Raw genomic sequence first — 24,595 nt, 5'->3', positions numbered from 1 at the left:
TCACGGGAGCGTTTAGTACAATAAACAACTAAGAAAACCGCTGGAGTATACCTTGTTTAGCGATTTATTGAACCCCGATCACACCATAAGCTGCCTTTAGGGTCGAGCGCATTTCGTGCCCCATGTTATAAAAATGTAGCAAATAGGCCGTTTGTGCCTGAAAAGATGAACATTCTGCGTAGCGCGATTTGCGCAACAGGAATAGACTGGAGTCGACACTCTACACAAAGATGCGAAAGGTTTTTTATGACACAACAGCCACAAGCCAAATACCGCCATGACTATCGCGCGCCGGATTACCAGATTACTGATATTGACTTGACCTTTGACCTCGATGCCGAAAAAACCGTGGTCACCGCAATAAGCCAGGCTGTTCGTCATGGCGCGCCTGATGCGCCTCTTCGCCTTGATGGGGAAGATTTAACGCTGGTATCTATCCACGTCAACGATGCGCCGTGGACAGCATATAAGGAAGAAGAGGGCGCGCTTATCATCAGCGACCTGCCAGAGCGTTTTACGTTACGCATTGTCAACGAGATAAGTCCGGCGGCGAATACGGCGCTGGAAGGATTGTACCAGTCCGGCGATGCGCTCTGTACCCAGTGTGAAGCGGAGGGCTTCCGCCATATTACCTGGTATCTTGACCGCCCGGACGTACTGGCGCGATTTACCACCAAAATTATTGCCGATAAAAGCAAATATCCGTTCCTGCTTTCCAATGGCAACCGTGTTGCGCAGGGTGAACTGGAGAATGGCCGTCACTGGGTTCAGTGGCAAGATCCGTTCCCGAAACCGTGTTATCTGTTTGCGCTGGTGGCCGGTGATTTTGACGTGCTGCGCGATACCTTTACCACCCGCTCCGGGCGTGAAGTCGCATTAGAACTGTACGTTGACCGTGGCAATCTGGATCGTGCGCCGTGGGCAATGACCTCGCTGAAAAATTCCATGAAATGGGATGAAACGCGTTTTGGGCTCGAATATGACCTCGACATCTATATGATTGTCGCGGTGGATTTCTTTAATATGGGCGCGATGGAGAATAAAGGTCTCAATATCTTTAACTCCAAATACGTGCTGGCGCGAACCGATACCGCGACGGATAAAGATTATCTCGATATTGAGCGCGTGATAGGTCATGAGTATTTCCACAACTGGACCGGCAACCGCGTCACCTGCCGCGACTGGTTCCAGTTGAGCCTGAAAGAGGGGCTAACCGTGTTCCGCGATCAGGAGTTTAGCTCTGATTTGGGGTCACGCGCGGTGAACCGCATCAGTAACGTGCGTACCATGCGCGGTTTACAATTCGCGGAAGACGCCAGCCCGATGGCGCATCCTATCCGCCCGGATAAAGTAATCGAAATGAATAACTTCTACACCCTCACCGTTTATGAAAAGGGTGCGGAAGTCATTCGCATGATCCACACGTTGCTGGGTGAGGAAAATTTCCAGAAGGGGATGCAGCTTTATTTTGAGCGCCATGACGGCAGCGCCGCGACGTGTGATGACTTCGTACAGGCGATGGAAGATGCTTCTAATGTCGATTTGTCCCATTTCCGCCGCTGGTACAGTCAGTCCGGCACGCCGATTGTAACGGTAAAAGATGATTATAATCCGGAAACCGAGCAGTACACGTTGACCATCAGCCAGCGCACTCCGGCGACGGCGGATCAGGCGGAGAAGCAGCCGCTGCATATTCCATTCGCCATCGAACTGTACGATAACGAAGGCAACGTCATTCCGTTGCAAAAAGGCGGTCACCCGGTCAACGCCGTGCTGAACGTCACGCAGGCGGAGCAGACATTTACCTTCGATAATGTTTACTTCCAGCCTGTTCCGGCCTTGCTGTGCGAGTTTTCAGCGCCGGTGAAACTGGAATATAAATGGAGCGATCAGCAGTTGACGTTCCTGATGCGCCATGCGCGCAATGATTTCTCCCGTTGGGATGCGGCGCAAAGTCTGCTGGCCACATACATTAAACTGAATGTGGCGCGTCATCAGCAGGGGCAACCGCTATCGCTTCCGGTGCATGTCGCTGATGCGTTCCGCGCAGTACTGTTGGATGAGAAAATCGATCCGGCGTTGGCCGCAGAAATTTTAACGCTGCCTTCGGCCAATGAAATTGCGGAGCTGTTTGAGGTCATTGACCCGATCGCCATTGCGCAAGTTCGTGAAGCGCTAACGCGTACGCTGGCGGCAGAACTGGCGGATGAGTTCCTGGCTATCTATAACGCCAATCATCTGGATGAGTATCGTGTTGATCACGGCGATATCGGTAAGCGCACGCTGCGCAATGCTTGCCTGCGCTTCCTGGCGTTTGGCGAGACGGAGCTGGCTAATACGCTGGTCAGCAAACAGTATCGCGACGCCAATAATATGACCGATGCGCTGGCGGCCCTGTCTGCTGCGGTGGCGGCGCAGTTGCCGTGCCGCGATACGCTGATGCAAGAGTATGACGATAAGTGGCATCAGGACGGCCTGGTGATGGATAAATGGTTTATCCTGCAATCCACAAGCCCGGCGGAAAATGTACTGGAAACCGTACGCAGCCTGCTCAAACACCGTTCTTTCAGTATGAGCAACCCGAACCGCATCCGTTCATTAATTGGCGCGTTTGCTGGCAGCAACCCGGCGGCGTTCCATGCGCAAGACGGTAGCGGATACCAGTTCCTGGTCGAAATGCTGACCGATCTGAATAGCCGTAACCCGCAGGTAGCATCTCGCCTCATTGAACCGCTGATTCGTCTGAAACGTTATGATGATAAGCGTCAGGAGAAAATGCGCGCGGCGTTGGAGCAGTTAAAAGGACTGGAGAATCTTTCCGGCGATCTGTACGAGAAGATAACTAAAGCGTTAGCCTGACAGTATCCGCTATAAAGAGGTAAGACATGCCCGGTAAGCGTTAGCGCTGCCGGGCATTTTTTTGCCGGACGATGACGCTCGCTGGCGAAACGTGAAGTGAGAATGAAGGAAAACGATTGCTATTTATTGCCGTAGGTCAATTCCCTTTTGCCTTGTTATCGCCCATAATACGCCCCCGGTTTGCACACCGGGAATCCAGGAGAGTTCATGTACTATCCCTTCGTTCGTAAAGCCCTTTTCCAGCTCGATCCAGAGCGCGCTCATGAATTTACATTTCAACAATTACGCCGCATTACAGGTACGCCGCTGGAAGCGCTGGTGCGCCAGAAAGTACCGACAAAGCCGGTTACCTGCATGGGACTTACCTTTAAAAATCCACTGGGGTTGGCTGCCGGTCTGGATAAAGACGGGGAGTGCATCGACGCGTTAGGCGCGATGGGGTTTGGCTCCCTGGAAATCGGCACCGTGACGCCGCGCCCACAGCCGGGTAACGATAAGCCGCGTCTTTTTCGTCTGGTGGATGCTGAAGGTCTCATCAATCGGATGGGCTTTAATAATCTGGGCGTCGATAACCTGGTCGAGAATGTTAAAAAAGCCCATTTTGATGGTATTCTGGGAATTAACATCGGTAAAAATAAAGATACACCTGTCGAAAATGGCAAAGATGACTACCTGATTTGTATGGAAAAAGTCTATGCTTATGCGGGTTATATCGCCATTAATATTTCTTCGCCGAATACGCCAGGGCTACGTACGCTCCAGTATGGCGATGCGCTGGACGATCTGTTAACTGCCATTAAAAATAAGCAAAACGATCTTCAGGCGATCCACCATCAATATGTGCCGGTGGCAGTAAAGATCGCGCCGGATCTTTGTGAAGAAGAATTGATCCAGGTTGCCGATAGCCTGCTTCGTCATAATATTGATGGGGTGATTGCGACAAATACCACCCTCGATCGTTCTCTGGTACAAGGAATGAAAAATTGCCAGCAAACGGGGGGATTAAGTGGCCGGCCATTACAATTAAAAAGCACAGAAATTATTCGCCGTTTATCCCAGGAGTTAAAGGGACAATTGCCTATTATCGGCGTCGGCGGCATTGACTCAGTTATCGCCGCGCGCGAGAAGATAGCGGCAGGAGCTACGCTGGTACAAATTTATTCCGGCTTTATTTTTAAAGGCCCGCCATTGATTAAAGAAATCGTAACGCACATCTAAACTTTAGCCTTTATCAGACAACCAGGGCTTTATTTCCGGCGCTGGTTGTTTTATATTTCTCCACTGTTGCTTATTTAGACATTTTAGGCTTTTATTATTGGGGTAATAAACGAAGCGGCAAAAGGACAATGCTGTTACGAGTTGCTTAAAAGCGGGAGAGAGGTAATGCGAATTAAACCTGACGATAACTGGCGCTGGTATTATGATGAAGAGCACGATCGTATGATGCTCGATCTCGCCAATGGTATGCTTTTTCGCTCGCGCTTCTCTCGTAAAATGCTTACGCCGGACGCGTTTTGCCCGACCGGTTTTTGTGTGGATGATGCCGCGCTCTATTTTTCCTTTGAAGAAAAATGCCGGGATTTCGAATTAACCAAAGAGCAACGCGCGGAGTTGGTGTTGAATGCGCTGGTGGCGATTCGCTATCTCAAACCGCAGATGCCAAAAAGCTGGCATTTTGTAGCGCATGGCGAAATGTGGACCCCGGGAACGGGCGATGCCGCAAGCGTCTGGTTAAGCGATACGGCGGAACAGGTTAATTTGCTGGTCGTTGAGCCGGGAGAAAATGCCGCGTTGTGTCTGCTGGCCCAGCCGGGTGTGGTGATAGCAGGCCGAACCATGCAGCTTGGCGATGCGATTAAAATTATGAACGACAGGCTGAAACCGCAGGTTCACTGTCACAGTTTCAGCCTTGAACAAGCGGTTTAATTTTCCAGTCGTAACGCGGTCTTAGGCACGCAGCTACAGCTCAGAATCGTACCATCGTCACCTATAGCCGATTTTTTCAGCGGACTTACTTCGCCTTCCAGCAAACGTATCCGGCAGCAACCACAGATACCAGCCCGGCAAGAATACGGAATACGAATCCCCTGATTCTCCAACTGTTCCAGTAGTACCTGTTGATTATTCCCGCAGAAGGTTTGCCCCTGCCAGTCGATGGTTACACTCGCGTCCGGGTGTTTATCTGGCGTAACGCTGTCGTCGACCGTTGTGGCGCCATAAGCTTTTGCCGGAGCTGTCGCCAGAATCTCCACTTCATCGCCGACGCGAACGACGCCGCTATTGCGGGCAATCAGATTCTGACCGAAATCCACATCGCCATTGTCCTGGGCGGTACGAAAAGCTTGCAGTGTCGCCAGCGGTTCTCCGGAAGGATGTTTTTGCCCCTTTTCAGGGCTGACGGTCGTAAAAATACAGCGGCTACAGGGCTTCACGACGTCAAAAATCACATCGCCAATGCGAAGCACTTTCCAGCTATCTTCCTCCCAGGCCGCTACGCCGGAAACCACTAAGTTTGGGCGAAATTGTTCCATTTGTACGCCTGCCGGACAACGCTGTTGCAGATCGCGCAGCGAGGCTTCGTTGGTCAATAAATACGGGTAGCCATCGGCAAATCCCAGCGGCACCGCGTTATGTCGTTTAACCCGGCGCGTCAACTGCGGCCCAACCCAGCGCAACTGGACATCGCGGGAGAAAAAGCCGCTCAACCATTGATTAATCGCCGTCGGGGCGACGCGAGCGGTAAAATGGTTTCCCCAGACCTCGGTCGGCGCATCCTGCGGGGTGAAATCCGTAAAGCGAACCAGCGCGCTACTGCCGTCTGGCGCGGTCAAATGGAGGCCGTCGTGTAAGGGAGAGGGGGTAAAACGTACCATTTGTGGAAACTGGCGGGCGGTAATAAATGTGCCGTCAGGCTCGGTCACCATGAAGATGCGATCAAAAGCCAGGCCGCTGATATCTGCCAGCGCATGAGTCAGGCCAATGCCGCGCATGGATTTGACCGGATGAATAAAGAGCCGTGATAACGTCGCCACCGTACAGTCCCTCAAATGAAAATAAGCCTTCAACTTTATGACATGGGCGTGAGATTAGCTATAATGCGCAACAATTTTCTTAGCGTAAAAGTGACAATATGAATTCTCTGTTTGCCAGTACGGCCCGCGGGCTGGAAGAGCTGTTAAAAACTGAACTGGAAAAACTGGGCGCCGTAGGGTGTCAGGTTGTTCAGGGTGGGGTCCATTTTCAGGGCGACACGCGGCTTATTTACCAGAGCCTGATGTGGAGCCGCCTGGCCTCGCGTATTATCCTGCCGATGGGGGAGTGCAAGGTCTACAGCGATCTCGATCTTTACCTCGGCGTTCAGGCGATAAACTGGACAGAGATTTTTAATCCTGGCGCGACGTTTGCGGTGTATTTCAGCGGCCTGAACGACACCATCCGTAATAGTCAGTATGGCGCGATGAAAGTTAAAGACGCGATTGTCGATGCGTTTACGCGGAAAAATCTTCCGCGTCCAAATGTGGACCGCGAATCGCCGGACCTCCGTATTAACGTCTGGCTGAATAAAGAAACTGCCAGCATTGCGCTGGATCTCAGTGGTGATGGCCTGCACCTGCGCGGTTATCGCGATCGCACCGGGCTGGCGCCAATTAAAGAGACGCTGGCGGCAGCGATTGTTATGCGTTCCGGCTGGCAACCAGGTACGCCGCTGCTCGACCCTATGTGTGGTTCGGGGACACTGTTGATTGAGGCCGCGATGTGGGCGACCGATCGCGCGCCGGGCCTGCACCGTGGTCACTGGGGATTTAGCGGCTGGGCACAGCATGACGAAACTATCTGGCAGGAAGTGAAAGCCGAAGCGCAGACCCGGGCGCGTAAGGGGCTGGCGGAGTATTCCTCTCATTTCTACGGTTCCGACAGCGATGCGCGCGTCATTGAGCGGGCGCGCAGCAACGCCCGTCGCGCCGGTATCGGCGAGCTTATCACCTTTGAAGTGAAAGATGTGGCGCAACTGAGTAATCCATTGCCGAAAGGCCCGTATGGTACGGTGATCAGTAACCCGCCTTACGGCGAACGTCTGGACAGCGAACCGGCGCTGATTGCGTTGCACAGCCTGCTGGGCCGTACCATGAAAAATCAGTTTGGCGGCTGGAACCTGTCGCTGTTCAGCGCTTCGCCCGATCTGCTGGGCAGCCTGCAATTGCGTGCCGACAAACAGTTTAAAGCCAAGAATGGCCCGCTGGACTGTGTGCAGAAAAACTATCATATTGCGGAAACCACGGCGGACAGTAAGCCGGCGACGGTGGCGGAAGATTACGCTAATCGCCTGCGTAAAAATCTTAAAAAGCTGGAGAAATGGGCGCGCCAGGAAGGGATTGAATGCTATCGCTTGTATGATGCCGACCTGCCGGAATATAACGTGGCGGTAGACCGTTACGGCGACTGGGCGGTGATTCAGGAATATGCGCCGCCGAAAACGGTGGATGCGCAAAAAGCGCGGCAACGTCTGTTCGATATTATTGCGGCAACCTTGTCAGTGCTCGGTATTCCGCCGAATAAACTGGTGTTAAAAACCCGTGAACGGCAAAAAGGAAAAAACCAGTATCAGAAAATGAGCGAGAAGGGCGAGTTCCTTGAGGTCAGCGAATATAATGCGCGCTTATGGGTAAATCTGACGGATTATCTCGACACCGGTCTGTTCCTCGATCACCGTATTGCCCGCAGAATGCTGGGAGAAATGAGCAAAGGCAAAGATTTCCTGAATCTCTTTTCTTATACCGGCAGCGCCAGCGTACATGCGGGTCTGGGCGGCGCGCGCAGCACCACAACGGTGGATATGTCCCGTACCTATCTGGAGTGGGCCGAACGTAATTTGCGTCTGAACGGACTGAGCGGCCGCGCGCATCGCCTGATTCAGGCCGACTGCCTGGGCTGGCTGCGCGAGGCGAATGAACAGTTCGATTTGATCTTTATCGATCCGCCGACGTTCTCTAACTCAAAACGTATGGAAGAGTCGTTTGATGTTCAGCGAGATCATGTCGCGTTAATGAAAGATTTAAAACGCCTGCTGCGTAAAGGCGGCACCATCATGTTCTCAAATAATAAGCGCGGATTCCGTATGGATCTGGAAGGGCTGGCTGAGCTGGGGCTTACCGCACAAGAAATTACGCAAAAAACGCTTTCCCCGGATTTTGCCCGTAACCGTCAGATTCATAACTGCTGGCTGATCCGCGCCGCCTGAAAGGAAAAGTAAATGTCATTAATCAGTATGCATGGCGCATGGCTGTCGTTCAGCGACGCGCCGCTTCTCGATAACGCAGAGTTGCATATCGAAGATAACGAACGCGTCTGTCTGGTGGGGCGTAACGGCGCCGGGAAATCCACCTTGATGAAGATCCTCAACCGCGAACAGGGTCTGGACGATGGGCGTATTATTTATGAGCAGGATCTGATCGTCGCGCGTCTGCAACAGGACCCGCCCCGTAATATTGCGGGCAGCGTCTATGACTTTGTCGCCGAAGGTATCGAAGAACAAGCGGAATACCTCAAGCGCTATCATGAGATTTCCCGTCTGGTGATGACCGATCCCAGCGAGAAAAACCTCAATGAAATGGCGCGCGTACAGGAACAGCTCGATCATCATAATCTGTGGCAGCTGGAAAACCGTATTAATGAAGTGCTGGAGCAGCTTGGACTCGATCCTAATGCCGCGCTGTCGTCGCTCTCCGGCGGCTGGCTGCGTAAAGCCGCGCTGGGTCGGGCGCTGGTCAGCAATCCGCGCGTATTGTTACTGGATGAACCGACTAACCATCTGGATATCGAAACTATCGACTGGCTGGAAGGGTTTCTGAAAACCTTTAACGGAACGATTATTTTTATCTCTCACGATCGTTCGTTTATTCGCAATATGGCAACCCGCATTGTCGATCTCGATCGTGGCAAACTGGTCACCTATCCGGGAAATTACGATCAATACCTGCTGGAGAAAGAAGAAGCGCTGCGCGTAGAAGAATTACAAAACGCGGAATTTGATCGCAAACTGGCGCAGGAAGAAGTCTGGATTCGCCAGGGTATCAAGGCGCGCCGCACCCGTAATGAAGGGCGCGTGCGGGCGTTAAAAGCGATGCGTCGTGAACGCAGCGAGCGCCGGGAAGTGATGGGCACGGCGAAGATGCAGGTCGAAGAGGCGACGCGCTCCGGTAAAATCGTTTTTGAGATGGAAAACGTCGATTACCAGGTAGAAGGAAAACAACTGGTAAAAGATTTCTCCGCTCAGGTACAGCGCGGCGACAAGATTGCGTTAATTGGCCCGAACGGCTGCGGTAAAACCACGCTACTGAAACTGATGCTGGGACAGCTTCAGGCTGACAGCGGGCGCATCCACGTAGGAACGAAGCTGGAAGTCGCCTACTTCGATCAGCATCGCGCCGAACTGGATCCGGAAAAAACCGTGATGGATAACCTTGCGGAAGGCAAGCAAGAGGTGATGGTAAACGGTAAGCCGCGCCATGTACTGGGCTATTTGCAGGACTTCCTGTTTCACCCCAAACGGGCGATGACACCCGTCCGCGCGCTTTCCGGCGGCGAACGTAACCGTCTGCTGCTGGCACGACTGTTCCTCAAGCCGAGCAATCTTTTAATTCTCGATGAACCAACGAACGATCTTGACGTCGAAACGCTGGAACTATTAGAAGAATTAATTGATGGCTATCAGGGCACGGTACTACTGGTCAGCCACGATCGGCAATTTGTCGATAATACCGTGACGGAATGCTGGATTTTCGAGGGCGGCGGCAAAATCGGACGTTATATCGGCGGCTACCATGATGCGCGCGCGCAGCAAGAGCAGCATCTGGCGACGAAACAGCCGATGGCGAAAAAAAATGAGGAAGTTATTGCCCCTAAAGCAGAAATTGTAAAACGTGGCAGTAGCAAACTAAGCTATAAACTGCAGCGCGAGCTGGAGCAGTTACCCGGTCAGCTTGAAGACCTGGAAGCGAAGCTGGAAGCGCTACAGGCGCAGGTTGCGGATGCGGCCTTTTTTAGCCAACCCCATGAGCAAACGCAAAAAGTTCTGGCCGATTTAAGTCAGGCGGAGCAAGAACTTGAGCAAGCCTTCGAACGTTGGGAGTATCTTGAAGGCCTGAAAAACGGGGCATAACGAAAGGAGCGCCTATGTGTGAACATCACCATGCTGCGAAGCACATATTGTGCCCGCAATGCGACATGCTGGTGGCTTTACCCCGCCTCTCGCATGGGCAAAAAGCAGCATGTCCACGATGCGGCGCAACGTTAACGACCGAGTGGGACGCGCCCCGGCAGCGTCCTACCGCCTATGCGTTAGCGGCACTATTTATGTTGCTGCTTTCTAACCTTTTTCCCTTCGTGAATATGAATGTCGCGGGCGTCACCAGCGAAGTCACGCTTCTGGAAATCCCCGGCGTCATGTTTTCTGAAGATTACGCCAGCCTCGGCACGTTCTTTTTATTATTTGTCCAACTGGTGCCGGCATTTTGCCTGGTGACCATTCTATTACTTGTCAACCGCGCCAGTCTGCCGTTGTCGGTAAAAAAAACGCTGGCAAGGATCTTTTTCCTCCTCAAATCGTGGGGAATGGCGGAAATATTTCTCGCCGGGGTGTTGGTCAGTTTTGTTAAGCTGATGGCCTACGGCGATATCGGCATCGGCAGCAGTTTTATTCCCTGGTGCTTATTTTGTCTCGTTCAACTGCGGGCGTTCCAGTGTGTCGATCGCCGCTGGTTGTGGGATGATATCGCCCCGCAGCCTGCACTGGCGCAGCCGTTAACGCCGGGGATTACCGGTATCCGGCAGTCTTTGCGTTCTTGCGCCTGCTGTACGGCGATCCTGCCTGCGGAGAGTCTCGTCTGTCCGCGTTGCCATACGAAAGGCTATGTCCGGCGTAAAAACAGTTTGCAGTGGACGCTGGCGTTATTATTTACCTCGATCATGCTTTATCTGCCCGCCAATATTTTGCCGATTATGATTACTGACTTACTGGGCTCGAAAATGCCGTCGACCATTCTGGCTGGCGTGATTTTGCTGTGGAGCGAGGGGTCTTATCCGGTGGCGGCGGTTATCTTTCTCGCCAGTATTATGGTGCCGACGCTAAAAATGATCGCCATTGCCTGGCTTTGTTGGGATGCGAAAGGCCACGGTAAGCGCGACAGTGAACGGATGCATTTTATTTATGAAGTAGTGGAGTTTGTGGGGCGCTGGTCAATGATTGATGTCTTTGTCATTGCCGTACTCTCTGCGCTGGTGCGTATGGGAGGGTTAATGAATATTTATCCTGCGATGGGTGCGTTGATGTTTGCTTTAGTCGTCATAATGACAATGTTTTCTGCGATGACCTTTGATCCGCGTCTGTCGTGGGATCGTGAATACGAACCAGGCCATGAGGAGTCCTGATAGCATGGAACCTAAAAAAGGGGAAGCCAAAGTACAAAAGGTGAAAAATTGGTCGCCTGTCTGGATATTCCCGATTGTTACTGCGCTTATCGGAGCCTGGATTCTGTTTTATCACTACAGCCACCAGGGACCGGAAGTTACCTTAATTACCACCAATGCGGAAGGCATTGAAGGCGGAAAAACGACGATCAAAAGTCGCAGCGTGGATGTCGGCGTGGTTGAAAGCGCGACGCTGACTGACGATCTGACCCATGTACAAATCAAAGCGCGGCTTCATTCCGGTATGGAAAAGTTGCTGCATAAAGACTCGGTATTTTGGGTCGTAAAACCGCAGGTGGGGCGTGAAGGCATCAGCGGGCTTGGGACGCTGCTATCAGGCGCGTATATTGAACTACAACCAGGAAGTAAGGGCAGTCAGCCGGAAAGCTATCAGCTTCTTGACTCACCGCCGTTGGCGCCGCCCGATGCCAAAGGTATTCGTGTGATTCTGGACAGCAAAAAGGCCGGTCAGCTCAGTCCTGGCGATCCCGTTCTGTTCCGGGGTTATCGGGTAGGATCCGTTGAAACCAGCTCTTTCGATCCGCAAAAACGGACAATGAGTTATCAGTTGTTCATTAAGGCGCCAAACGATCGATTGGTCACCAGTAATGTCCGATTCTGGAAAGATAGCGGTATCGCTGTGGATCTGACATCGGCGGGAATGCGCGTGGAAATGGGATCGTTGACGACGTTGTTTGGCGGCGGCGTGAGTTTTGATGTGCCGGAAGGACTTGAGCAGGGGCAACCCGTCGCCGAAAAAACGGCGTTTAATCTCTACGACGATCAAAAAAGTATTCAGGATTCGCTGTACACCGATCATATCGATTACCTGATGTTCTTTAAAGATTCGGTGCGCGGATTACAACCCGGCGCGCCGCTGGAGTTCCGCGGTATTCGTCTGGGGACGGTAAGCAAAGTGCCTTTCTTTGCGTCTAATATGCGTCAGGTGTTTAACGACGATTACCGTATTCCTGTGCTGGTGCGCATTGAACCGGAGCGTCTGAAAGCGCAATTGGGAGAAAATGCGGATGTTGGCGCGCATTTGACGGAACTGCTTAAGCGCGGTTTACGCGCTTCGCTTAAAACCGGTAACCTGGTGACCGGGGCGTTGTATGTCGATCTGGACTTTTATCCCAAGGAGCCGCCGATTATCGGGCTACGCGAATTTGATGGTTATGAAATTATTCCCACCGTCAGCAGCGGCCTGGCGCAAATTCAACAGCGACTGGTGGAAACGTTGGATAAGATCAACAACCTGCCGCTGAATCCGATGATTGAACAAGCGACCAATACGCTGTCTGAAAGCCAGCGTACTATGCGTCGGCTGCAAACCACGCTGGATAATATGAACAAGATTACCTCCAGTCAGTCGATGCAGCAGCTTCCGGCGGATATGCAAACGACGTTACGCGAACTTAACCGCAGTATGCAAGGCTTCCAGCCTGGATCGGCGGCGTATAACAAAATGGTGGCGGATATGCAGCGTCTCGATCAGGTGCTTCGTGAGTTACAACCGGTGTTGAAAACTCTGAACGAGAAGAGCAACGCGCTGGTATTTGAAGCGAAGGATAAAAAAGATCCTGAGCCTAAGAGGGCGAAACAATGAAAAAATGGCTAGTCGTGATAATGGCGTTCTGGCTGGCGTCATGTAGCTCCGGCGGAGAGAATAAAAGCTATTATCAGCTCCCGATAGCGCAAAGCGGTGTGCAAAGCACCACAAGCCAGGGCAACCGTCTCTTATGGGTAGAGCAGGTTTCCGTACCTGACTATCTGGCAGGTAACGGCGTGGTGTATCAAACCAGTGATGTCCAGTATGTGATTGCCAATAACAATCTGTGGGCCAGCCCGCTGGATCAGCAATTGCGTAACACGCTGGTGGCGAATCTTAGCGCCCGGCTTCCTGGCTGGGTCGTCGCTTCCCAGCCGTTGGGAACCACCCAGGATACGTTGAACGTTACCGTAACCGGATTCCATGGACGTTACGATGGTAAGGTTATCGTCAGCGGGGAGTGGTTATTAAACCACAACGGACAACTGATTAAGCGGCCTTTCCATATCGAAGCCAGCCAGCAGAAAGATGGCTATGATGAGATGGTCAAAGTACTGGCAAGCGCATGGAGTCAGGAAGCAGCCGCTATCGCAGATGAGATAAAGCGCCTTCCCTGAGATAAAAGTAATGTAAATTTAACCGCTTCAGGTCGTGCGCCTGAGGCGGTTTTTTTATTTTTGACGCCGGAAAAATAGTTGTTATGGCTCACATTTTTTGTACAAATGATTTACCGTATAGCTCACAAATATGACATTGGTGTGAATTTTGCGCATTGACGGGCGATCCATTTAGAGGTATTCGTGTAGTGTGATTGCACATTTTGTAATCACTGTTTTCTTTTCCACCAGATACAAATATGAGGGAAACGAGGCATGAAGAGACAAAAACGAGATCGCCTGGAACGGGCACATCAACGTGGATATCAGGCCGGCATCGCCGGACGATCAAAAGAAATGTGTCCCTATCAGACGCTGAATCAACGGTCATACTGGTTGGGAGGTTGGCGACAAGCCATGGAGGACAGGGCGGTAATGGCCTGATTCTGTCTCTTTAGAAAAAGAAACCTCCGCAGTGCGGAGGTTTCGCCTTTATTGGCTTTGCAAGCATGATACCGATAGCGCGGAATATCAATTCAACACTTAGAACGCGGAAGTATCCTGGAACAAACCGACTTTCAAATCGTGTGCGGTATAGATCAGACGACCATCCACCAGAACCTCACCGTCCGCCAGACCCATGATCAGGCGACGGTTTACGATACGTTTGAAATGAATGCGATAGGTGACTTTCCTGGCTGTCGGCAGAACCTGGCCGGTAAATTTCACTTCGCCCACGCCCAGAGCGCGGCCTTTGCCTTCGCCGCCCAACCAGCCCAGGTAGAATCCCACCAATTGCCACATAGCATCCAGACCCAGACAACCGGGCATCACCGGATCGCCGATAAAGTGGCATCCGAAGAACCATAGATCCGGATTGATATCCAGCTCGGCTTCGACATAGCCTTTGTCGAAATTGCCGCCCGTTTCGGTCATCTTAACGACGCGGTCCATCATCAGCATGTTCGGCGCAGGGAGTTGCGGCCCTTTAGCGCCAAACAGTTCACCACGACCAGAGGCAAGAAGGTCTTCTTTTGTATAGGATTCGCGTTTATCTACCATGTTTTATGTAAACCTTATTTTATTGAAGCACGCAGGATAGCTAACACGTGTACGCTGAACAAGTCCGATCAGTTCGGAATAAAAGCGTTCAGCCAACGTAATGGCCACGGGAAACGATGACGGCCTTCCTGTTGCGTCGCCTGCGCGATACGCTCCTGGATAGTCTGCATCAACGTCGTTTGACCTTCGCCATCCCACACCAGATTTAACAGTAACGGTAAGGCGTCGGTCACGTCGTCTACCGCCCAGATAGTGAACTTCTCTTCTTTAACCGCTTGCAGCAGTTCAGATTTAAGACTGAGATGGCGGACGTTGGCGGCAGGGATAATTACGCCCTGTTTACCGTTTAATTCCCGCTGCTCGCAGATGGCGAAGAAACCTTCAATTTTTTCGTTTAGCCCGCCCACCGGTTGCGCGCGACCAAACTGATCGACCGAGCCGGTAATCGCAATGTTTTGATTCACCGGCACATTGGCCAGCGCGCTGATGAGCGCACATAATTCCGCCATTGAGGCGCTATCGCCATCCACTTCGCTGTAGGACTGCTCAAAGGTTAACGAGGCAGAGAAGGGAATTTGTTGCTCCAGCTGCAACTCCGACATCAGGAAGGCCTGCATAATCATCATTCCCTTAGCGTGGATATTCCCGCCAAGTTCGGCCTTGCGCTCAATATCGTTAAATTCGCCATCGCCGATATGCACAACACAGCTAATTCGCGACGGTTCGCCAAAGGCGCGCGGATGCCCGGGAAATTCAATGACGGAAAGCGCATTGATTTGTCCAACGCGTTCGCCTTCGGTTTCAATCAGGATCTGCTCTTGCAGAATCTCATCCTGCATCCGTTCCGCCAGAAAGCCTTCTCGCCATTCGCGTCGGGCAAGCATCAGGCTGAGCGCTTCTGCGCCGCAGGTATCGCCTTCGCATAAAGGCGACGCCTCCTTAAACTGGCGGGCTATCCACAGTGGGCAAAGAGGCAGCGTATCCTGTTCGCCGGTATAGCGCACAGCCTCGCGTATCAGAACGGGCCAGGCGTCCGGTGCCGGAGGGGGCAAATTATCGCGTAAAGCGATACGCGTCACCCATTGACACCACAGGGTCATAGCTTCTGCGTCCGCTATCTGTAAATTGTCTTCAAATTCACTGTAGATAGCCTGTTCCGCGAGCTCCGGTTCCATCTCCTGAAAATCAGCCAGTGATTCACGTTCGCCAACCAGAATCACCTTCAGTTTGAGCGGCATTGATGGCACGGAGACCGGTAATGGACGCGACTCGTCAAAGGCCACCCAGTCAAAACGCTCGCGGCTAACGATGGCTTTCAGACGCATCCACAGTAACGGCTGCGCCAGAAGGGTTCGTAAGGAAATAATCAGCACGCCGCCGTTCGCCTGATGAACCAGTCCCGGCTGCAGGATAATGTCGCCGTTATACTGCCGCAGGCAACCAAAGAGCTGTTCGGCTTCGACCCAGTCCGCGCTGACGACTTGTGTGACGGTGGCAAAGTTGTCTTGCGCATTCTGCGCGGCGCGGTAATGAACAGTATGCCCGGAAACGTCATAATGTCCGCCGGTTAATTGTCCGGCATCGGTTTGCAGAGCGCGGACGGCATCTGAAAGTAAAGTGAGATACTCTTGCTCTTCAGGCGCTTTAGTCAGCATAAAAGAGGATGATGCCCACGGCTGTATAAGTTGCTCAAGCGCAAATTGCAGTCGTGGCTGAGTATCACTGAGTAAGGTGTCGTTTTCGTCAGTCGCGTGTGGCTGTGCAAATATCTCCTGATAGCTTTCGCTATCCGGAACCAGATCACGCCATGCAAGTTTCGTAATGGTCAAAGTTGAGGTTTTTTAGTCTGTTGTAAAAGGGGGGATTATAGCCTAACCCGTCACGCTGCACACGCGGAAAGCGAATGCAAAGTAATATGAAGACGTGTAACCATTCACAGGTTCGAGATTCTTTTCTTCAGATGGCTAAAAAACTGATATTCTGATAACAGTTACACGGTAACGTTGGGATCGCAATGAAATATCAACAACTTGAAAATCTTGAAAGCGGTTGGAAATGGAAATATCTGGTGAAAAAGCATCGCGAAGGGGAGTTGATCACCCGCTACGTGGAAGCCAGTGCTGCCCAGGAAGCCGTCAATTTGTTGTTGGCCCTCGAAAATGAACCGGTGCGGGTAAACGTCTGGATAGACAGGCATATGAATCCTGCCTTGCTTAATCGGATGAAACAAACCATTCGGGCAAGACGCAAACGACACTTCAATGCGGAACATCAGCATACGCGCAAAAAATCTATCGATTTAGAGTTTATGGTCTGGCAGCGTCTGGCGGGCCTTGCGCAGCGACGCGGTAAAACATTATCCGAAACGATAGTGCAACTGATAGAAGACGCGGAGCATAAAGAGAAATATGCCACGCAAATGACCACGTTAAAGCAGGATTTACAGGCGTTATTAGGCAAGAAGTAACGCTGAAAGGCGTTGTCACCCAGACCAGAGCAAAAAACCCCGCGACGCGGGGTTTTTTATCAGACGGAAACTTAAGCCTGCGGCTGAGTTACCACGTCTTTAACGCCTTTAACTTCGATCTCTACGCGACGATCCGGAGCCAGGCAATCGATCAGGGCAGCGCGAGGTTTCACGTTGTCACAGGTGTTGCCGGTAACCGGGTTAGATTCGCCCATACCACGTGCGGAGATTTTGTCAGACGGAATACCTTTGGAGATCAGGTAATCAACAACAGACTGAGCACGTTTCTCGGACAGACCCTGGTTGTAAGCGTCAGAACCGATACGGTCAGTGAAGCCCAGAACGACAACGGAACCGTCTTTCGGATCCAGGTTGCTCAGCTGGCTGTACAGCTGATCCAGAGCCTGCTGGCCTTCCGGCTTCAGGGTAGATTTGTTGAAGTTGAACAGTACGTCAGACTTCAGAGTGAAGTGCTTGGTCTGTACTTCCGGAGCCGGTGCCGGTGCCGGAGCTACTACCGGAGCAGCTTCTTGCTGGCCGAAACGGTAGGAAACACCTACGCTCAGCAGGCCGTTGTCCGGACGGGTGCCGATGGTGTTGGCATCACCGATGTTGTTAGTCCACTGGTATTCCAGACGGGTTGCGATTTCAGGGGTGATAGCATACTCGATACCGCCCGCGAATACCGGGGAAACGCCGGTGTCGTGGTCTTTAGTAGACGGGCCGCCAGGGACGTTAGACTTGGTGTCTGCACGCCATACCATACCACCCAGACGGGTATAAACGTCCAGATCGTCAGTGATTGGATAACCCAGTTTAGCGGTCAACTGAACGCCCTGAGCTTTATAAGCGCCATTGATGTTGTCGCCTTTGTACGGCATACGGCCTAACCAGTCGTAGCCCATTTCAAAGCCAACGTACGGGTTAACCTGGTAACCACCAAAAGCACCTGCGCCCAGTTGGTTTTCATGAGTCGGGCCATCATTGTTAATGAAGCCGGTGTCATGGTACTGAGACCAGCCCAGTTTAGCACCAGCGTACCAGGTGTTATCTTTCGGAGCGGCCTGCGCTACGGTAGCGAAACCAGCCAGTGCCACTGCAATCGCGATAGCTGTCTTTTTCATTTTTTGCGCCTCGTTATCATCCAAAATACGCCATGAATATCTCCAACGAGATAACACGGTTAAATCCTTCACCGGGGGATCTGCTCAATAGTTACTCTACCGATATCTACGGCTTATGCTGAGCACCCCTGGCGATGTAAAGTCTACAACGTAGTTGGAAACTTACAAGTGTGAACTCCGTCAGACATGTGAAAAAAACATGACGGATATACACATCATTTAACAGTTTCAGATGATAAATCGTACAGCAAAAATTGCGGAAACCGCTTCTGACAAGCGTTCTCGCAAAAAAAACGTTAGCACTCAAAGGAGATACGTTCGCGTAAAAAAAAGTCCAGGATAAATCCTAATTTTACTTAATGATACAAATTAGAGTGAATTTTTAGCCCGGAATGCTGTCTCCTGGGTAAAGCGTGTGCACGTACAGGGCGCATGATAAACCCTACCGCATTACCTACCTTCGCTGCTTCAACCAGGCTGGCATGTTCTTCTTCTGTCAGTTCTTCAGTCATCCAACCAATTACCACGCTGTAATTTCCTGTACGCAAAGCGCGGATCATCGACTCCAGCGTATGACGAGGCGCAAGCTGGCTAATTTGCATCACTTTCGTTAATGGCAAACCTGAAGACTGTACCCATTCACGGCTGAGCTTTTGCTGCGGCGTGAGCCAGAGCTGCCAGCGTGATTGTTGGCCTAACTGACGGAGTAAAGGCAAAAGCAGGAGTTGCGCCATCATGGGCTGGTCTTCGTGGTAGACAACTTCACTGACCAGTCCTGCCGCGGCATTTTCCGTAGCGGTGCGCGCAGCGTTGTGGGTAGTGGTAGGAAATGACGAAGAACGATTTGCATAACCTGAAGTGTACATAATCAATCCAGCCCTGTGAGTTACTGTATATTCATACAGTACCCCTGTGGCGATGAAAGATCAACTCTATTTTCGGAAACTGTCTCGCAATTTTTATTCTTAGTGGCGTCAAAAATAAAAATCATCTTGCTCGCGGAGTATAAGTTGCCTATTTTCGTCATTAACGGATCCGTTACTGCAAATCATTCTTTTACTTTATGATTTAAAAGGAATTTTATGAGAGCACTCTCTTATGACAGGATCTATAAATCGCAAGAATATTTGGCCTCTTTGGGGACGATCCAGTATCGATCTTTATTCGGTAGCTATAGTCTGACCGTGGAGGATACCGTCTTTGCGATGGTGGCTAATGGCGAGCTTTATCTCCGCGCCTGTGAAGAAAGCGTCCCCTACTGTGTGAAGCATCCTCCCGCCTGGCTCATGTTTATGAAATGTGGACGTCCCGTTATGCTCAACTATTACCGGGTGGATGAAAGCCTGTGGCGCGATCAGCAGCAGCTGGTGCGTTTATCGAAGTATTCTCTTGACGCGGCAATGAAGGAAAAACACAGCCGTATTTTACAGCACAGACTCAAAGATCTCCCCAATATGACCTTCCATCTGGAAACATTGCTCAATGAGTCAGGGATAAAGGACGAAAATATGTTACGCATACTGGGCGCGAAAATGTGCTGGCTAAGGTTGCGACAAAGCAATCCCTTGCTGACGGTGAAAGTTTTGTATGCCCTGGAAGGCGCAATTGTCGGCGTACATGAAGCGGCGCTCCCGGCGAGTCGTCGCCAGGAGCTTGCCGACTGGGCTCACTCGCTTACGGCTGGGTAATTAATGTAGAAGTCGGCGGTGAAATTTGCCGTTGCAAGCGTCCAATCTCGGGCAGTAAGGCAATGAGCAAACCAATTTGTTGAACAACCAGAGGTTCTTTGCTGTCCGGACGTGTTTCCAGTGACTGAACTCGCTGCTTTAAACCCTCCAGCGCCTGGTGTACGCGCTGTTCGTCTTCAGGTTGATGATGAAGCGCATCATCAACGTAGCAGACCGCGTCATCCAGAAGCCCCAACACGTCCGGATTACTGAGCTTTTCGCGGTGCGCGCCGAGGGCGGAGATATAGCTGGTAAAAGTGTGATTGAGGCAAAGCAGCCTGAACGCCGCCTCCCGGGTTTCAGCCGTGACGTCGGGTTCGCTCGACATATTAGAAACCACGGATGCCAGTTCTGCATCGCGGTTGTGCGCGTCGCGTCTGGCAATGCGATAGGCCAGGCGGTTATCCCGTCCCTGGTGATATTGCTCAAGGATCGCATCAAGGTAGCGGCAATTAGCATCGGTGGCGCGCTGGAGTACCCGGGGAAGGTTGCGAAAGCGCCAGTCCGGCCAAATAAAGCTGACCGCAGCCCAGGCGATAGCGCAGCCAATTAACGTGTCGACGACGCGCGGTAACGCTACCTCAAAGCCTTCGCCCAGGAGGTTAAAGCAGAGTAATACCAGCAGGGTGATGAACATCGTCGCATGGGCATACTGCACATTACGGAATGCGAAGAAAAGCACGCCGGTAATCACCAGCAGAACTAACTGTCCTTCAAGCGAAGGGACAAACCATAAAATCGGCAGGCCGATCGCAACGCCTACCAACGTACCGATAATCCTGAGCGCAAGGCGATGGCGGGTCGCGTTATAGTTAGGCTGGCAAACGAACAGGCTGGTGAGCAATATCCAGTACCCGTGGCGCATCCCGGTAATTTGGATGAGAGCATAACCGATGCACAATACCAGTGACATGCGTACTGCATGGCGAAAGAGAGCGGACTCCGGGGTAAAATTACGGCTCAGACGCAGCCAGATGTCGCTAAACCCGTGCAGGCTATCATCAGCCAACTGGTTTTCTGACTCATTGCGCGGCATTGCCTGGGCCTGCTCCGACTCGATCGTCGCCAGTTGTGCATCAATAGCGCGTAGGTTGGTTAATAAGAACCCAAGCGTATTTAACAGCTCTAAAGAAGCGCCGCTGGCGCGCATACGTTCAAGCGCGGCGTCAATGTGGGTAAAGACGCGTTCAAAACGCGGATCATGCTGGTACGGCGTACGCAGTAAGATACAGCGCGCCAGCTGCGTACAGGCCTGCGCCTGCATCGACATCAGACGCTGAAAGCGGAACATGACGTCGCTATGGCGAAAATAATCGCGCAGCGTCTGGTATTGAATATGCGAAGAACTGGCGCGTTCATGAATATCCTGCGCCACAAAATAGTAATGGAGGGTGCGGCGCGTACCGCGTTGACCGCGATCGCCGCGCAGGCGACTCAATAACGACACTTTCGTTTGGTTCAGCGTCGCCATTAACTGCCCGTTCGCTAACGCTAAATCATAGAGCGGCGCCTGGCTTTCATCTTCAATATCAGGATCAAACAGACGTGATTTCAGTTCCAGATAGTGCGCTAACTGTTCGTAACTGCGTGCCAGATTATCCTGCAACGGACGGATCGGAAATAGCAGATGCCCGGTTAGCGTCAGTAGGTTATACCATACTGCGCCTGCCAGCAGGAGCAGTGGTTGCTGATACCAGTGATCGTATAAAGAGGTACCCAGCATCGTATAGATGGCAATGAGTAACGCGCCGAACGCGATGGTGGCATAGCGTTGCCCCAGTCCTCCCAACAGAATAAACCCGCTGGTGGATAACGTTAAGCCCAACGCAAATAGCCACGGCCAGGGAAAGAGCAGCTCCACAGAAGCCGACGCGATAAAAAAGCAAATTAAGGTAATGATTAAATTACGCAAGCGTCCGGCAAGGCGATCGTCGAGATCGGTTAGCGCCGCGGCAACCATACCGAGCGTGAGCGGGATGGTCAGTTTGACGTCGCCCAGCCACCAGGGCAGGGCGGTGGTGCCGCACAGAGCGATAAAAATGCGGATGTAATACAGCCAGGTACTGTTCCAGGTATAACGACGAATCAACGAACTTAACATAAAGGCTATTTGTCCCGATCATTCAAAACGGCGGCGCGCGTTAGCTTCTCGCGCGGCGCGAGCGGTTTCTACAGAGACGACGCGGCGACCGACAGGCCAAAGCGCAATCGCGGCAATTTTAAAGTTCGCAATACCGACAGGTATCCCGATGATAGTGACACACTGAGCGATACCGGAGGCAATGTGCATCAGGCATAGCCACCAGCCGAAAAAAAGTAACCAGAAAATATTCAGCAAGGTACCGCCAGTATTCATTAATACGCTTTTCGCCGCCGGATTAAGTTCGTCAACGTGAATGGCTTCATTACCGTAAGGGAACAGGGACAGTTTGGTTATCTCCCAGCAGGAGCGGGTCAACGGCAGGGTAAAAATAAGCACAATACTGACAAGCGTCGCCAGCAGCCAGGCCAGCGTAGTGGCAAAGCCGCCCAGTACAAAGTTTAAAATATTCAGAACGGTACGCATAAACCCTCAGTTCATTCCGGTTTTCTATCACTGCGGGCAATTGTAACGTTTTTTTAGACTGGAGCACGTTTTCTCTGGCGGTTACACTGATAAGCACATCTTTACGTCTGGATTCGCTGAGTCATGGAACTGAAAGCAACTTCTCTTGGAAAACGTCTGGCGCAACACCCGTATGATCGTGCCGAGATCCTCAACGCTGGGGTGAAAGTGTCTGGCGACAGGCATGAATATCTTATTCCATTCAATCAGTTATTGGCGATTCACTGTAAGCGTGGGCTGGTATGGGGCGAGCTGGAGTTTGTCCTGCCGGAGGATAAAGTCGTGCGTTTGCACGGTACCGAGTGGTCGGAAACCCAGCAATTCCATCGCTATCTGGACGCGCACTGGCGTCGCTGGAGCCAGGAGATGAGTGATGTCGCCGCGCAGGCATTACAAGAGCAATGGGCGCGTATTAGTGAGCGAACGGGCGAAAACCAATGGCTTACCCGTGAACGCGTTCGGGGGCTGGAACACGAAATTCGCCAGACGTTTGCCGCCTTGCCGCTGCCGGTCTCACGTCTGGAGGAGTTTGCTCACTGTCGCGAGATATGGCGTAAGTGTCTGGCCTGGTTACAGGATAGCGAGGGAAGTCGGCAGCAGCATAATCAGGCGTATGCTGATGCCATGCTGGAAGCGCATGCCGACTTTTTTACGCAGATAGAATCTTCTCCGCTTAATCCTTCCCAGGCCAGGGCGGTGGTTAACGGCGAATCATCGTTACTGGTACTGGCGGGCGCGGGAAGCGGTAAGACCTCGGTGCTGGTGGCGCGCGCGGGTTGGCTGTTGGCGCGCGGACAAGCAGATGCGGGGCAAATTCTTTTACTGGCGTTTGGTCGCAAGGCGGCAGAGGAGATGGATGAGCGTATCCGCGAGCGCTTACATACGGAAGAGATTACTGCTCGTACGTTCCATTCGCTGGCGCTGTATATTATTCAGCAAGGCAGTAAAAAAGCGCCGGTTGTCAGTAAGCTGGAAAGTGACGCCACCGCGCGGCATCAGCTATTTCTGCACACCTGGCGTCAGCAGTGTAGCGAGAAAAAAGCGCAGGCCAAAGGCTGGCGTCAGTGGCTGGAAGAGGAGATGCAGTGGGCGGTGCCGGAAGGTAATTTCTGGGACGATGAGACATTGCAGCGGCGTCTGGCCCCTCGCCTGGATCGTTGGGTCAGTTTGATGCGTATGCACGGCGGCGCGCAGGCAGAAATGATCGCTGGCGCGCCAGAGGAGTGCCGCGAGCTGTTTGGCAAACGCATTAAGCTGATGGCGCCGCTGCTAAAGGCCTGGAAAAGCGCGTTGAAAGCGGAAAATGCCGTTGATTTCTCCGGGCTGATCCATCAGGCAATAGTGATCCTCGAAAAAGGGCGTTTTATCAGCCCGTGGAAGCATATTCTGGTCGATGAATTTCAGGATATTTCCCCGCAACGGGCGGCGCTGTTAGAGGCGCTACGCAAGCAGAATAGCCAGACTACGCTGTTTGCCGTGGGCGATGACTGGCAGGCGATTTACCGTTTTAGCGGGGCGCAGCTCTCCTTAACGACGGCGTTTCATCAGACGTTCGGCGAGGGCGAGCATTGCCACCTGGACACCACGTACCGTTTTAACAGTCGGATTGGCGATATTGCCAATCGCTTTGTACAGCAGAATCCGCACCAGCTTAAAAAACCGTTAAATAGTCTGACCCCAGGCGATAAAAAAGCGGTGACGTTATTGGATGAAAGCCAGTTGGACGCGTTACTGGATAAATTATCCGGCTATGCGAAGGAAGATGAACGTATCCTGGTGCTGGCGCGCTATCATCATCTGAAACCCGCGAGTCTACAAAAAGCGGCGACTCGCTGGCCGAAGTTACAGATAGACTTCATGACTATCCATGCCAGCAAAGGCCAACAGGCCGATTACGTGATTCTTGTTGGATTGCAGGAGGGTAACGACGGTTTCCCCGCCCCGACGCGAGAATCCATTATGGAAAGTGCGCTTCTTCCTCAGGTTGAGGATTTTCCGGACGCTGAAGAGCGGCGTTTGTTATATGTGGCGTTGACGCGCGCGCGTGCGCGGGTCTGGCTGCTTTTTAATAAAGATAATCCCTCGCGCTTTGTGGAGGCGCTTAAACAGCTGGATGTGCCGGTGGCGAGGAAGCCCTAAA

The 24,595-nt window shown here is 52.1% G+C and carries 19 protein-coding genes; 12 read left to right on the top strand and 7 right to left on the bottom strand.

What is annotated here, in order from left to right:
• Positions 1 to 246 precede the first annotated feature (246 nt).
• The 3 genes from pepN (at position 247) to zapC (ending at position 4,785) form a co-directional block, all read left to right on the top strand.
• The gene (pepN, locus tag ABVN36_RS09960) at positions 247 to 2,859 is read left to right on the top strand and encodes an aminopeptidase N (protein WP_000193776.1); all 2,613 of its coding nucleotides are present in this window, start codon (positions 247 to 249) and stop codon (positions 2,857 to 2,859) included.
• Positions 2,860 to 3,066: 207 nt separating this feature from the next.
• Positions 3,067 to 4,077 (top strand): quinone-dependent dihydroorotate dehydrogenase, encoded by a 1,011-nt coding sequence (gene pyrD / locus ABVN36_RS09955; RefSeq protein WP_023138533.1) that lies wholly within the window; start codon positions 3,067 to 3,069, stop codon positions 4,075 to 4,077.
• 165 nt (positions 4,078 to 4,242) lie between these two features.
• Positions 4,243 to 4,785: a cell division protein ZapC gene (gene zapC, locus ABVN36_RS09950; RefSeq protein ID WP_001220671.1), complete on the top strand. Its 543-nt coding sequence runs from the start codon at positions 4,243 to 4,245 to the stop codon at positions 4,783 to 4,785.
• Here zapC and ABVN36_RS09945 read toward each other — a convergent pair.
• On the bottom strand, positions 4,782 to 5,891 hold the full coding sequence (locus ABVN36_RS09945; RefSeq protein WP_000224078.1) for a YcbX family protein: 1,110 nt from the start codon (positions 5,889 to 5,891) through the stop codon (positions 4,782 to 4,784). The two genes, zapC and ABVN36_RS09945, sit on opposite strands and share 4 nt — an antisense overlap.
• A 98-nt stretch (positions 5,892 to 5,989) precedes the next feature.
• On the opposite strand from ABVN36_RS09945, the gene rlmKL reads away from it, so the two are divergent.
• The 6 genes from rlmKL to rmf all read left to right on the top strand — a co-directional run bounded on the left by rlmKL (position 5,990) and on the right by rmf (position 13,914).
• Positions 5,990 to 8,098 carry a bifunctional 23S rRNA (guanine(2069)-N(7))-methyltransferase RlmK/23S rRNA (guanine(2445)-N(2))-methyltransferase RlmL gene (gene rlmKL, locus ABVN36_RS09940; RefSeq protein ID WP_241371395.1) on the top strand — a complete coding sequence of 703 codons (2,109 nt, stop codon included), beginning with the start codon at positions 5,990 to 5,992 and terminating at the stop codon, positions 8,096 to 8,098.
• Between the two features lie 12 nt (positions 8,099 to 8,110).
• A complete protein-coding gene (locus ABVN36_RS09935; protein WP_000053051.1) occupies positions 8,111 to 10,018 on the top strand; it encodes an ABC transporter ATP-binding protein in 1,908 nt (635 codons plus the stop codon).
• 14 nt (positions 10,019 to 10,032) lie between these two features.
• Positions 10,033 to 11,286 (top strand): membrane integrity-associated transporter subunit PqiA, encoded by a 1,254-nt coding sequence (gene pqiA / locus ABVN36_RS09930; protein WP_000333152.1) that lies wholly within the window; start codon positions 10,033 to 10,035, stop codon positions 11,284 to 11,286.
• 4 nt (positions 11,287 to 11,290) lie between these two features.
• Positions 11,291 to 12,931 (top strand): intermembrane transport protein PqiB, encoded by a 1,641-nt coding sequence (pqiB, locus tag ABVN36_RS09925; protein ID WP_023138532.1) that lies wholly within the window; start codon positions 11,291 to 11,293, stop codon positions 12,929 to 12,931.
• Positions 12,928 to 13,491: a membrane integrity-associated transporter subunit PqiC gene (gene pqiC / locus ABVN36_RS09920; RefSeq protein ID WP_000759138.1), complete on the top strand. Its 564-nt coding sequence runs from the start codon at positions 12,928 to 12,930 to the stop codon at positions 13,489 to 13,491. Before pqiB ends, pqiC begins: the two co-directional genes overlap by 4 nt.
• 255 nt (positions 13,492 to 13,746) lie before the next feature.
• Complete coding sequence (gene rmf, locus ABVN36_RS09915; RefSeq protein WP_001537784.1) at positions 13,747 to 13,914, top strand: ribosome modulation factor; 168 nt, start codon at positions 13,747 to 13,749, stop codon at positions 13,912 to 13,914.
• Between the two features lie 99 nt (positions 13,915 to 14,013).
• Here rmf and fabA read toward each other — a convergent pair whose 3' ends face one another.
• Both fabA and ABVN36_RS09905 read right to left on the bottom strand, forming a co-directional pair.
• On the bottom strand, positions 14,014 to 14,532 hold the full coding sequence (gene fabA / locus ABVN36_RS09910; RefSeq protein WP_000227928.1) for a bifunctional 3-hydroxydecanoyl-ACP dehydratase/trans-2-decenoyl-ACP isomerase: 519 nt from the start codon (positions 14,530 to 14,532) through the stop codon (positions 14,014 to 14,016).
• A 68-nt stretch (positions 14,533 to 14,600) separates the two neighbouring features.
• Positions 14,601 to 16,361 (bottom strand): Lon protease family protein, encoded by a 1,761-nt coding sequence (locus ABVN36_RS09905; protein WP_000156448.1) that lies wholly within the window; start codon positions 16,359 to 16,361, stop codon positions 14,601 to 14,603.
• Between the two features lie 185 nt (positions 16,362 to 16,546).
• Here ABVN36_RS09905 and matP point away from each other — a divergent pair, with 185 nt between their 5' ends.
• Positions 16,547 to 16,999 carry a macrodomain Ter protein MatP gene (gene matP / locus ABVN36_RS09900; protein WP_000877172.1) on the top strand — a complete coding sequence of 151 codons (453 nt, stop codon included), beginning with the start codon at positions 16,547 to 16,549 and terminating at the stop codon, positions 16,997 to 16,999.
• 71 nt (positions 17,000 to 17,070) lie between these two features.
• Here the strand turns inward: matP and ompA are convergent, their stop codons facing one another.
• The gene (gene ompA / locus ABVN36_RS09895; protein ID WP_001670727.1) at positions 17,071 to 18,123 is read right to left on the bottom strand and encodes a porin OmpA; all 1,053 of its coding nucleotides are present in this window, start codon (positions 18,121 to 18,123) and stop codon (positions 17,071 to 17,073) included.
• Positions 18,124 to 18,479: 356 nt separating this feature from the next.
• Positions 18,480 to 18,989 carry an SOS-induced cell division inhibitor SulA gene (sulA, locus tag ABVN36_RS09890; protein ID WP_000288732.1) on the bottom strand — a complete coding sequence of 170 codons (510 nt, stop codon included), beginning with the start codon at positions 18,987 to 18,989 and terminating at the stop codon, positions 18,480 to 18,482.
• 216 nt (positions 18,990 to 19,205) lie between these two features.
• On the opposite strand from sulA, the gene ABVN36_RS09885 reads away from it, so the two are divergent.
• Entirely contained in the window at positions 19,206 to 19,811 is a 606-nt protein-coding gene (locus ABVN36_RS09885) for a TfoX/Sxy family DNA transformation protein (protein WP_001202375.1), read from the top strand.
• Here ABVN36_RS09885 and yccS read toward each other — a convergent pair.
• Both yccS and ABVN36_RS09875 read right to left on the bottom strand, forming a co-directional pair.
• On the bottom strand, positions 19,798 to 21,951 hold the full coding sequence (gene yccS / locus ABVN36_RS09880) for a YccS family putative transporter (protein WP_023138531.1): 2,154 nt from the start codon (positions 21,949 to 21,951) through the stop codon (positions 19,798 to 19,800). The genes ABVN36_RS09885 and yccS overlap by 14 nt on opposite strands.
• Before the next feature lie 18 nt (positions 21,952 to 21,969).
• Positions 21,970 to 22,416: a YccF domain-containing protein gene (locus tag ABVN36_RS09875; RefSeq protein WP_001261222.1), complete on the bottom strand. Its 447-nt coding sequence runs from the start codon at positions 22,414 to 22,416 to the stop codon at positions 21,970 to 21,972.
• A 123-nt stretch (positions 22,417 to 22,539) separates the two neighbouring features.
• Here ABVN36_RS09875 and helD point away from each other — a divergent pair, with 123 nt between their 5' ends.
• Positions 22,540 to 24,594, top strand: coding sequence for a DNA helicase IV (helD, locus tag ABVN36_RS09870; protein WP_023138530.1), 2,055 nt, complete (start codon positions 22,540 to 22,542; stop codon positions 24,592 to 24,594).
• Position 24,595: the final 1 nt, after the last annotated feature.

The organism is Salmonella sp. SJTUF15581 (assembly GCF_043356775.1).
Classification (GTDB): domain Bacteria; phylum Pseudomonadota; class Gammaproteobacteria; order Enterobacterales; family Enterobacteriaceae; genus Salmonella; species Salmonella enterica.
Note: the sequence above shows the minus strand (reverse complement) of the source record. Positions and strands in the feature narration are given on the sequence as shown.